At 45.7% G+C, this 11,650-nt stretch carries 11 protein-coding genes; all 11 read right to left on the bottom strand.

Features of this window, described 5'->3' with window-relative positions; all coding sequences use genetic code 11:
* Position 1: 1 nt before the first annotated feature.
* Entirely contained in the window at positions 2-382 is a 381-nt protein-coding gene (locus J9317_RS09330) for a YlqD family protein (protein WP_211558071.1), read from the bottom strand.
* 120 nt (positions 383-502) lie between these two features.
* The gene (locus J9317_RS09325) at positions 503-733 is read right to left on the bottom strand and encodes a KH domain-containing protein (RefSeq protein WP_211558070.1); all 231 of its coding nucleotides are present in this window, start codon (positions 731-733) and stop codon (positions 503-505) included.
* A 10-nt stretch (positions 734-743) separates the two neighbouring features.
* Positions 744-1,016, bottom strand: a complete 273-nt coding sequence (gene rpsP, locus J9317_RS09320; RefSeq protein ID WP_035411990.1) for a 30S ribosomal protein S16 — start codon at positions 1,014-1,016, stop codon at positions 744-746.
* Between the two features lie 91 nt (positions 1,017-1,107).
* Complete coding sequence (ffh, locus tag J9317_RS09315; protein WP_211558068.1) at positions 1,108-2,451, bottom strand: signal recognition particle protein; 1,344 nt, start codon at positions 2,449-2,451, stop codon at positions 1,108-1,110.
* A gap of 13 nt (positions 2,452-2,464) precedes the next feature.
* Positions 2,465-2,797 carry a putative DNA-binding protein gene (locus J9317_RS09310; protein ID WP_035411995.1) on the bottom strand — a complete coding sequence of 111 codons (333 nt, stop codon included), beginning with the start codon at positions 2,795-2,797 and terminating at the stop codon, positions 2,465-2,467.
* A gap of 1,202 nt (positions 2,798-3,999) precedes the next feature.
* Positions 4,000-4,983, bottom strand: a complete 984-nt coding sequence (gene ftsY, locus J9317_RS09305; RefSeq protein WP_211558067.1) for a signal recognition particle-docking protein FtsY — start codon at positions 4,981-4,983, stop codon at positions 4,000-4,002.
* 14 nt (positions 4,984-4,997) lie between these two features.
* Positions 4,998-8,564 carry a chromosome segregation protein SMC gene (gene smc, locus J9317_RS09300; protein WP_211558066.1) on the bottom strand — a complete coding sequence of 1,189 codons (3,567 nt, stop codon included), beginning with the start codon at positions 8,562-8,564 and terminating at the stop codon, positions 4,998-5,000.
* A 251-nt stretch (positions 8,565-8,815) separates the two neighbouring features.
* Complete coding sequence (gene rnc, locus J9317_RS09295; protein WP_211558065.1) at positions 8,816-9,556, bottom strand: ribonuclease III; 741 nt, start codon at positions 9,554-9,556, stop codon at positions 8,816-8,818.
* Positions 9,557-9,647: 91 nt separating this feature from the next.
* On the bottom strand, positions 9,648-9,881 hold the full coding sequence (gene acpP / locus J9317_RS09290) for an acyl carrier protein (RefSeq protein ID WP_211558064.1): 234 nt from the start codon (positions 9,879-9,881) through the stop codon (positions 9,648-9,650).
* A gap of 69 nt (positions 9,882-9,950) precedes the next feature.
* Positions 9,951-10,691, bottom strand: a complete 741-nt coding sequence (fabG, locus tag J9317_RS09285; RefSeq protein WP_211558063.1) for a 3-oxoacyl-[acyl-carrier-protein] reductase — start codon at positions 10,689-10,691, stop codon at positions 9,951-9,953.
* Complete coding sequence (fabD, locus tag J9317_RS09280) at positions 10,691-11,635, bottom strand: ACP S-malonyltransferase (RefSeq protein ID WP_211558062.1); 945 nt, start codon at positions 11,633-11,635, stop codon at positions 10,691-10,693. The genes fabG and fabD overlap by 1 nt, the downstream gene beginning before the upstream one ends.
* Positions 11,636-11,650 lie beyond the last annotated feature (15 nt).

Below are 11,650 nucleotides of genomic sequence, written 5' to 3'. Positions count from 1 at the left end.
CTCAGCGTATTTCAGTAATGATACCATCTGTTACGATAATGCTTCTTTCATTGATTGAGCTTGTCCAGGAATCACCTTCTTCAAGCTCCACGATTGCCTGTACCTCTTTTTCTTTCAGCTCACTGCCTAGCGGCAGGGTGTTTAGCTGATCAATTTGAAAGTCAACCATCTTTATTTTGTCCTTGCGCTTTTCTATTTCTTTCTTATATTGCTGGCGCATTTCAATGCTTATGTTGGTTTTCTCAAGTTTTTTCAATTGAAAGTACAACTGATCGCACTCTCTTAGCAGCTGCTCCCGATTTGAATTAAACCCGTCCAGCAATTTGTTTTTACTATTCTCTGTCAAAACCTGCATAACTGATACCGTCTGCATGATCTTCACACGCCATCCACCCTTCAAACACACTCTCTCTATTTTATCATTATTTTTAAAAAAGAAGAAAGGGAGGACAAATATCTTCAGGCATAAAAAAAGACGGGGTTCATCCCCCGCCTTTTCAAGTTAATCGTTTATTTCAAGCTGAATTCGTTTAGAGGACCTTGTCCCCGCTGCATACACAACGGAACGAACCGCTCTTGCAATTCTTCCCTGCTTGCCAATGACTTTTCCGACGTCATCCCGGCTGACGGTGAGCCGGTACACAATAACCTTGCTCTGGACTTCCTCTTCAACCGAAACCGCGTCCGGATCATCTACAAGGGGTTTAACAATTGTTTCGATTAACCCGATCATCTGATTCATCTTACTTGTTCAATTTAGAATTATGGAATTTCTCCATGATTCCTTGAGCTGAGAACAGGTTACGAACCGTATCAGATGGTTTTGCACCGTTTTGCATCCATTGAAGAGCCAAAGCTTCATCAATTTTCACTTCTGCAGGCTGAGCTACAGGATTGTAAGTTCCAACTGTTTCAATGAAACGTCCATCACGAGGAGAACGGGAATCTGCTACTACGATACGATAAAAAGGAGATTTTTTTGCTCCCATGCGTTTCAAACGAATTTTTACTGCCATTATTAAAGCACCTCCGAAAATAGTTCACAAGATAGTATATTATCAATGTTGCATTGGTTTGTAAAGTGTTTTTTCTTAACAGACCTAAAATTTACATGAATGGAAACTTCATGCCGCCTTTTCTCTTGCCTTTAGACATGCTTGTCATCTGCTTCATCATCTTTTTCATGTCTTCAAATTGCTTAAGCAGTCGGTTTACTTCAGGAACCGATGTGCCGCTTCCCTTCGCAATCCGTTTCCTGCGTCCGGCATTGATGACCTCCGGATGCTGCTTTTCTTCCTTTGTCATGGACTTGATGATCGCCTCAACATGACCAATTTGCTTTTCATCGACCTGAACGTTCTTAAGTCCCTTCATCTTTCCGGCACCTGGAATCATTCCAAGCAGTTCATCAAGCGGTCCCATGCTCCGGACCTGCCCAAGCTGTTCAAGGAAATCATCAAACGTAAAGCTCGCCGTTCTCATTTTCTGTTCAAGCTCTTTTGCCTTGTCTTCATCGACATTGGCCTGAGCCTTTTCAATCAGGGTGAGAACATCCCCCATTCCAAGGATCCTTGAAGCCATCCGTTCAGGGTGAAACGCCTCAATCGCATCGAGCTTTTCACCGAGACCTACATATTTAATAGGCGTTTCGGTTACAGCACGAATGGAAAGGGCAGCTCCGCCGCGCGTATCGCCGTCAAGCTTCGTGAGCACAACTCCGGTAAGTCCGAGGCGCTCGTTAAAGCTTTGGGCAACATTCACAGCATCCTGTCCGGTCATGGCATCAACCACAAGAAAAATTTCATCCGGATTTGCCAGTTCTTTTACCTGAGTCAGTTCATCCATCAGATTTTCGTCAACATGAAGACGGCCGGCTGTATCAATCAGCACATAATCATGATGCTCCTGCTTCGCATGAGCGATTGCCTGCTTGGCAATTTCAACAGGACTAATCTGATCTCCAAGTGAAAAAACATCCATATTCAGCTGTTTACCAAGGGTTTCCAGCTGTTTAATTGCAGCCGGACGGTATATATCTGCAGCGACCAAAAGCGGTTTGCGGTTTTGCTTCTTCCTAAGAAGATTAGCAAGCTTACCTGTCGTCGTTGTCTTACCTGCCCCTTGCAGACCTACCATCATAATGACGGTAGGCGGCTTTTTCGCAACAGCAATTTTGCTTTGCTCTCCGCCCATCAATGCCGTTAATTCTTCCTTAACGACTTTAATGACCTGCTGTCCGGGAGTAAGACTCTGCATGACCTCCTGGCCTACAGCCCGCTCGCTTACGCGTTTGACAAAGTCTTTAACGACCTTGAAATTAACATCCGCTTCAAGCAGAGCAAGACGGACTTCCCGCATCATTTCTTTTACATCGGCCTCGGAAACTTTCCCTTTGCCGCGAATCTTCGTTATGGTCTGCTGAAGCCGGTCGGCCAATCCTTCGAAAGCCATCTATACCGCCTCCTTATTCCAAATTATCCAGCGCTTCAAAAAGATCCAGCAGCTGTCCTTCGCGCTCGGTTTCAGACGCAAGTTCCTTAAGCTGTTTCATAATTGCATTGCGCTTCTGAAACTTATGAAGCAGCAGCAGCTTTTCTTCGTATTGCTCAAGCATCGCTTCCGTCCGTTTAATGTTATCATAAACGGCCTGTCTGCTGACGCTGTACTCTTCGGCAATTTCACCGAGGGAATAATCATCGAGATAATAAAGAGACATATAGCTCTTCTGCTTCGATGTAAGCAGTGACTGGTAAAAATCAAAGAGGTAATTCATCCGCGTCGTTTTTTCTAAAATCACGGCTCTCTCCCCTTTTGTTAAGTGAAATGCCTTTACAACAATTACAGTTTACCGACTATAAGACGGCATGTCAAGTTTTTATCTTGACAATTCGAAAAGCGGAGGGCGCTTGCTCAGCGCTGAGAGACGGTGGAGCTTCCGACCGAGGGGCGCTTTTTGCCCCGACCGAGGGAGCGAAGCGGCCGAAGCGCTAGCGCCCGGAGCTAGACACAGAAACCAAGTTCGATAGGGCGCTTGCCCAGCCGTGAGAGACGGTGGAGCTGGAACTGACAAAGTCGCTCTTTGACTTTGACAGGGCCAGCGAAGCGGCCGAAGCGCTAGCGCCCGGAGCTAAACACAGAAACCAAGTTCGATAGGGCGCTTGCTCAGCCGTGAGAGACGGTGGAGCTGGAACTGACAAAGTCGCTCTTTGACTTTGACAGGGCCAGCGAAGCGGCCGAACGGCTAGCCGCCGGAGCTAGACAATTTAGAAAAGCGGAGGGCGCTTGCTCAGCGCCGAGAGACGGTGGAGTTCTGACCGAGAGGCGCTTTTTGCCCCGACCGAGGGAGCGAAGCGGCCGAAGCGCTAGCGCCCGGAGCTAGACACAGAAAACAAGTTCGATAGGACGCTTGCCCAGCCGTGAGAGACGGTGGAGCTTCTGACCGAGAGGCGCTCAAGTGAGGTTGTTCAGCTAAGTGCGCGACGTCCTGTCGCAATGCTGAACGGGCCTGCATCGTGCAGGCCCTAGACCGAAGAAGCGATGCGGCCGAAGCGCTAGCGCCTAGTAAAGATGTTCTGCTAAAGGCAAGGCGTCCTGCCTCAACTCAGAACTGATCTGCCTCTTAGCTGCCCCTTTCCGTAATAGCAGTTACCTTTGAAATAAGTCAGCATTTATTGAGTAAAAGTCAGCAATTATTAACTAAGTGTCAGCAATTATTGAGTAAATGTCAGCAATTATGTACAAAAAGTCAGCAATTATCGAGGGAATGTCAGCAATTATCGATTAATTGTCAGCAAGAATGTAAAAAACCACCCTCTCTGCCCCTCACCAGCATGTAAATTTCTTCTTGTCAGACAACACCTTCTAGGAAAAGTCATCCTTATTCTTCTTTTTCGAACTGCTAACCCGCCAAATTTGCTGTTTTAAGTGTACTCAGCATAGTCCCGGTTCCCCCGCCTAATCAAAAAGAAAGCCTGACAGCCAGGCTTTCTTTTTAAATGATTATGCTTCCTCTACCAAATCAGCGAACAGACCGTATACATATTGCTGTGCGTTGAATTCCTGGAGGTCGTCTATTTTTTCTCCGAGCCCTACGAACTTGACAGGAATCTCCAGTTCATTGCGGATGGCGAGGACGATGCCTCCTTTTGCGGTTCCATCGAGCTTGGTCAGGACAATTCCTGTTACGTTGGTAGATTGAGAAAACTGCTTGGCCTGGCTCATGGCGTTTTGGCCTGTCGTTGCATCAAGGACGAGCAGCACCTCATGAGGAGCACCTGGAATTTCCCGTTCGATTACGCGCTTTACTTTTTCAAGCTCGTTCATTAAGTTCACTTTGTTTTGAAGGCGTCCTGCTGTATCACAAATAAGAATATCTGCTTTTCTTGCTTTGGCAGCCTGTACGGCATCAAACATAACTGCTGCGGGGTCGGATCCTGCTGATTGCTTGATGACTGCAGTTCCTGTTCGCTGCCCCCACACTTCAAGCTGCTCGATTGCACCTGCACGGAACGTATCTCCAGCCGCAAGGACGACGGATTTGCCTTCATTTTTGAATTTGTTGGCGAGTTTGCCGATCGTCGTTGTCTTCCCCACTCCATTTACACCTACAACTAAAATAACATTCAGCTGGTTTTCTTTTATATTCAGGGCGGTGGAGGATTCTTTTCCATCGTCATATATTTCGACAAGCTTTTCTGAAATTACGTCTCGAACTTCGAGGGGATCCTGAATGTTGCGGACCTTAACCTCAGTCTTCAGTTCTTCAATTAAATCCATGACGGTCGCAACCCCTACATCGGCACCGATTAGAATTTCCTCCAGCTCTTCAAAAAATTCCTCGTCTACTTTTCTGAAGCGGGAGACTAGTTCGTTTACTCTTGTGGAAAAATTGGACCTTGTTTTAGTTAGTCCATCTTTAAACTTATTAGAAACGGTATCAGACTGCTTCGTAATGCTCTCTTTCAACTTTTTAAAAAAGCTCATTGGTTTTCTTCCCTTCACTTTGTTGTGGCAAATTCTTTAGAATCTTCCAATCTGACAGATACGAGCTTGGATATTCCCGATTCCTGCATTGTAACTCCATAGAGCACATCACATTCTTCCATCGTCCCTTTGCGATGGGTAATGACAATGAATTGAGTCTGCTCGCTGAATTGTTTCAAATACTGGGCAAACCGGTATACATTTGCTTCATCAAGTGCTGCTTCGACCTCATCAAGAATACAGAAAGGCACCGGTCTGACTTTTAATATAGAGAATAGAAGTGCAATCGCAGTGAGCGCTCTTTCGCCTCCTGACAGCAGACTAAGATTCTGCAGTTTTTTTCCGGGAGGCTGAGCAACAATATCCACACCGGTATTCAGAAGATCTTCCGGATCTGATAGCCTCAGCTCAGCCCTTCCGCCTCCAAACAAAGCTTGGAAGACAGACTCGAAATGGGAACGGATCTGCTCGAAGGTTGCGGAGAATCTCCGTTTCATCTCTCCATCCATTTCATCAATAACCTGGTGGAGCGTATTCTTAGCCTCCAGGAGGTCTTCCCGCTGATCATGGAGGAATTGATAGCGTTCTGACACCCGTTCATATTCATCGATTGCACCGAGATTTACCGTACCGAGCTCTTCGATGCCCCGCTTGATCAGTTTCACTTTTCTCCTTGCTTCTTCCGGTTCAAGCAATAGTTCGTATCTCTCTTTTGCACGTTCAAATGTAAGCAGGTATTCCTGGCGCAGATGGTTCAGCTTATTATCAAGCTCGATATCAAGACGGGTGATTTTTAACTCCTCATCTTTTATCCAGTCGGACATCTGCTTATGAATGCGTGAGCTTTCCTTCAGCTCATGCTCCATGTTTTCCAGCTTTTGCTGCAGGTTTGAACGCTCAGATCTTTTTTCAGCGATCATTTCGATTGTTTTATTCTTTTCGTTCAGTTTCTCTGCTGAAGCATTGGCAAGGGTCTGTTCACCGCTTGTATTTGAGCTGACTTCAGTTGTCAAAAGTGACAGATCTTCCTCTGCTTCCTTCAGTCTTCTCGCACTCTCGATATGCTCTTCTTTTAACCGGCCGGCTTTTTCTGAAACGTTCTCAAAGGACTGCTGCTTGCCCGCCAGAATAATCTTGAGCTCAGTCAGCTCCTGCTGAAGCCCTGCTCTTGATTCCTGCTGCGTGTTTTTTAGCGATGAAAGTTTGCTTATTTCTTCGTCCATTTGCTGCAGCTTGTCTGCTGTCTTTTCGATTAAGCCTTTAAGTTCAGTTAAACGCGCCTCATTTTTCTGCTGTTCCTGATCGAACGATTCCTTTTCAGCATCATAGATAGAAAGATGATCATTTACATTTTTCTCTTTCCATTCCGCCTCTTTTACAGCGGTTTGGACGTTATTTAAACTGACGCGGAGCATATCTCCCGCTTTTCTGAGCTCCTCAATTTGCTGTTCTTGTTCCTGTAAAAGAGCTTTCCGTTTTTTTACATCTCGTTCAAGCTCGTCTGTCTTGGTTTCCATTTCCTTCAGCTGGACTGAGATGGCTTCTAATTCGCGGTTCCGGCTCAGGAGGGATCCGGTTTTTTGCTTAACCGCACCACCTGTCATTGATCCACCCGGATTGACGACGTCGCCTTCAAGCGTAACAATTCGGTATCTGAATTGAAGGATTCTTGACAATTCATTTGCTCCCTTTAGATCCCTTGCTACAATGACTGCGCCAAGAAGATTTTCCATGACGGCCGTATAGCGGGAATCATATATAGAGAGTTCGGATGCAATGCCGACAAAAGAAGAATGTTCTGAGAGCTTCATTTTGTCGGCATTGCTGATCTTTCTGCTTTTCATAACCGAAAGCGGCAGGAAAGTAGCCCGCCCGAAAGAGTTTTGCTTAAGATAGGCGATACCGGATCGTGCTATTTTTTCATCCTCAGTCACAATGTGCTGCGAAGCAGCCCCCAGCGCTATTTCAATGGCCGTTTCATATTCTTTTTCCGTTTTTAGAAGCTCGGCGATAGCTCCGTGAATTCCGCTGAAACGGTCTCTTGCCTTTAATATCTCTTTAACCCCTTGGAAAAATCCGGAATAATCCTCCTGCATCGCTTCCAGCATTTCTTTGCGCGAGCGTATTTGCTGCAAAAATTGATAGGCCTTGTATAGCGCTGATTCTTTCTTGCTGTAGGATTCACGATCGGTTTCAAGCCTTTTTAGCGCTTCGCGGAAAGCCGCAGCCTGCGCATTCATTTTCACTTCCGCCGAAGCAAATTCTTTTTGCAGTTTTTCTTTTTCTTCAGTTAAGAGGCGGCGCTCCTGCAGATACTTGCTGTTGCTGCCGGAAAGCCTCTCGTTCTTCACAGACTGCTGTCTTAGCTGCTCTGTTATGTAAGCTGTCTCATTTTTCGCAGATGTCTGCTGATTCAGTACATCGAAGTACTCGCTTTTAAGCTGTTCGATCTCATGGCCGATGTTTCCGTTTTGAGCATCGAGAAGGCTTTGCTTTTCTTTCACAAGCCGCTTTGCTTCTTTCATTTCAGCAGAAAGAAGTGCTACTTTTTCCGCTTCCGCATCACGGTCTTTCGCAAGAATTTCAATTTTTCCGCTCAGCTCTCCAATAAGCTGTTCGAGCTGGCCGCGGTTCGCTTGAGCATTTTTTCTTCTCTCTTTTAATACTTCTTTTTTCCCCTCCAGTTTTTCAAGCTCTTCGCTCGTTTGAAGGAGAATTTGCTGAAGACTGTCAAGAGTCCCATCCAGTTCGGAAACCCTGCTGCGGGAATCACTGATAGCCTTTTCCTGTTTTTGAACGGAAGCTGCAAGCTCAGCTTCTTTCTCCTTGCCGTCTTCCGCCGTTTTGGTTAAGCTTGTCCATTTCTGATGGAGCTCCTCGATATCATGTACCGTCAAGGCTACCTCAATCTGCTCAAGCTCCTCCTTCTTTTCCAAGTAATCTTTCGCTATCGATGCCTGAACCTTTAGTGGCTCCACCTGTCCTTCCAGTTCGTGTAGAATGTCCTGGACGCGGTTCAGGTTATCATGCGTTTCTGTCAATTTATGTTCGGCTTTCTTTTTTCTTGATTTATATTTCAGCACCCCGGCAGCTTCTTCAAAAATGCTTCGCCGTTCTTCTGCTTTGCTGCTCAGAATTTCTTCTACCTTCCCTTGGCTGATAATCGAGAAGGCTTCTTTCCCTAGCCCTGAATCCATAAATAAATCCACAATATCTTTCAAGCGGCAGGACTGATTATTAATATAATATTCACTTTCTCCGGAACGGAACACTTTCCTTGTAATACTCACTTCGTGATAATCAATTGGCAGAAAATGATCTTCATTATCAAGGGTGAGTGTAACTTCGGCAAGATTCAGGCCTTTTCTGGAATCGCTCCCGGCAAAAATAATGTCCTCCATTTTACCGCCGCGCAGTGATTTTGCGGACTGCTCACCCAGTACCCAGCGGACGGCATCAGTAATATTGCTTTTCCCGCTTCCATTCGGCCCGACAACTGCCGTAACCCCTTTTACAAAATCAACACTTGCCCGATCTGCAAAAGATTTAAATCCTGCTATGTCCAATCGTTTGAGGAACATCTTAGGTCCTCCTTACTATCATTAAATTCAAACATATTTTAACACAATCCTTTAGTTAAAAATAATAGAAAAGCAACAGGGACTTCCGCGCAATCCTGCTGCAAAGCAACATTTACTTATTACGCATAAATTCTTTGTCCGCCTGGCTTTATCATCCGAACATAAAAAAAGCCGGCCCGGCTCTCAGGTCCCTTCCTGCCTCATCTTATCCGGCAGGCGGAGTCTGTCAAGCTGGGTCAGCTCATTGAGTTTTAAGGTTTCGTTTGCATTTTGGAGAGTGCTTCCTGAGCAGCATGCTGTTCCGCTTCTTTTTTGGAGCGGCCATTTCCAGTGCCCAGCACTTCGCCACCCAGAGAAACAACTGCCTCAAATTCCCTGCTGTGGGCAGGTCCCTTTTCAGTAAGTATTTTATACTCTAACGGTCCTCTGCCATCTCTTTGCACAAGTTCCTGAAGCTGGCTTTTAAAATCCATCACATGAGAAAAAGCACCATCGTTCACCTTTGGGAAAACATATTTCTCTAGAAAGACAACAACAGGTTCGAGACCTTTATCTAAATAAAGAGCCCCAATGAATGCTTCGAAAACATCCGCGAGAAGTGCAGGTCTTGCACGGCCCCCCGTCATTTCTTCCCCTTTTCCAAGCAGAATCAGATTGCCGAACGACAGATCATTTGCAAATGAAACGAGAGACGGTTCACATACAATCGCTGCCCGGAGCTTCGTCAGATCTCCCTCTGTCATAGTTGGATATTTCTTATAAAGAAATTGGGAAACCGTCAATTCCAGCACGGCGTCTCCTAAAAATTCAAGGCGTTCATTGTCTTCATAAGGTTTTTTTCGATGCTCATTCACATACGATGAATGGGTGAAAGCTTGGTAGAGCAGCTTTTCATTGGTAAAAGTCTGTCCGACGCTTTCCTGAAACTGTTTAAATTCTTCCGCTTTTTTGGCGAAATTTCTTCTCTCTTTATAATGTGTATGCTTTTGCATAACTACCTCCATCATTACCAAAACAATTGGGCGGCTCCCCCCTTTATAAAGGGAGAAAGCCCCGCTGTCAGGAGCGGGACTTCAACATACTTTAAGCTTGGCTCTGTATGTAGTTAACAGCGTCACCCACTGTAGCGATTTTCTCTGCATCTTCATCAGAAATCTCCATATCGAACTCATCTTCAAGTTCCATTACAAGCTCAACTACATCCAGGGAATCAGCTCCGAGGTCATCTTTAAAAGAAGACTCCATCTTAATTTCAGAAGCATCGACTCCAAGGCGGTCAACGATGATCTTAGTTACACGATCTAAAACGTCTGCCATTACATTCACCTCCCCTCAAGTATTATAGTCAATTCAGACTCAAAACACCAGTTTGATTTCAGAAATGTTCTACATGAACATTCCGCCGTTAACATGAAGCGTTTGACCAGTAATATAAGCACTTTTCCCGCTGGCAAGAAACGTAACGAGATCGGCAATATCCTGGCCCTCTCCAAATTTTGCGAGCGGGATTTGCTTAAGCATTTCTTCTTTAATTTCATCGGTTAGTTTTTCTGTCATATCCGTGGAGATAAAACCTGGCGCTACGGCATTTACCGTAATATTTCGGGCGGCAAGCTCCTTTGCCGATGTCTTAGTAAGACCGATTACTCCCGCTTTTGCTGCAACGTAATTGGCCTGGCCCGGATTGCCGACTTCGCCGACCACGGACGTGATGTTAATGATCCGCCCGCTTCTTTGCTTCATCATTTGTCTTGTTACAGCCTTTGTGCATAAGAAAACGCCTTTTAGATTGGTATCCACTACATCGTCCCATTCATCCTCTTTCATTCTCATAAGAAGGTTATCTCTTGTAATTCCGGCGTTGTTAACAAGGATATCGAGGGTTCCGAAACGGTCCGTCACTTCTTTAATCATATCTTTTACCGCATCCGCACTGGAAACATCTGCTTTAATGGCGAATGCTTCTCTGCCCAGAGCTATAATTTCTTCTACTGTTTCCTTTGCTTTTGCTTCATTGCCTGCAAAATTGACCGCTACGTTCGCGCCATTTTTCGCCAGATCCAAAGCAATGGCCCGGCCGATCCCCCGGGAAGCGCCTGTTACTAGTGCTGTTTTGCCCGTTAGCATTATGCTTCCTCCTTTAGTGCTGTAATTGCAGACTGAAGCGTATCCATATCTGATACAGACAGGGTTTTCACACTCCGGTCTATTTTTCTGATTAAGCCTGAGAGGACTTTGCCGGGACCAATTTCCACAAAAGTGTCTGCCCCTTGTTCAATCAAGGTTTTGATTGATTCTTCCCAGCGTACCGGAGAATACAGCTGCTGAATCAAAAGATCCTTAATCTGTTTGCCGTCCGTCACCGGCTGTGCTGTAACGTTTGCAATCACAGGAAGGTCTGTGTCGGCAATGGACATGCCGTCCAGAACGGCTTTCAGCTTCTCTGCTGCAGGCTTCATTAATTCTGAATGAAAAGGTCCGCTCACTTCAAGAGGTATCGCTCTTTTTGCTCCCGCTTCTTTTGCTCTAGCAGAAGCAACCTCTACTCCTTTAGCTGTTCCGGAGATGACAATCTGACCTGGACAATTTAAATTCGCCAGCTGAACGGAATGGCCCTCTTCTGTAACAGATTGGGTTATTTCTTCCAAAGCTCCTGCTTCCATCCCCATAATTGCCGCCATCGCTCCCTGTCCGGACGGAACGGCTTCATTCATAAATTCACCGCGCTTACGGACAGCGACCACGGCATCTTCGAAGGAAAGAACTCCTGATGCTACAAGAGCGGAATACTCACCAAGGCTGTGTCCGGCTGTGAAATCTGGTTTAATTCCCTCTTTATCAAGGAGCTTCCAAGCAGCAATACTTGCTGTAACAAGAGCAGGCTGTGCGTTATATGTAAGAGTTAATTCTTCCTTAGGACCCTGAAGCATGATTTTGCTGAGCTGATCATTCAATACTTCATCGGCTTTCTGAAAAAGTTCTTTCCCTTCAGGAGTTTGTTCTGCAAAGTCCTGACCCATTCCTACTGTTTGGGATCCCTGTCCGGGAAACACAAATGCGATTTTAGACATATTCTTCCCTCCGTC

The sequence above is a fragment of the Metabacillus flavus genome, assembly GCF_018283675.1.
In the GTDB taxonomy this organism is placed as follows: domain Bacteria; phylum Bacillota; class Bacilli; order Bacillales; family Bacillaceae; genus Metabacillus_B; species Metabacillus_B flavus.
The sequence above is the reverse complement of the archived record's forward strand: the minus strand, read 5'-3'. Positions and strand labels throughout refer to the sequence as shown.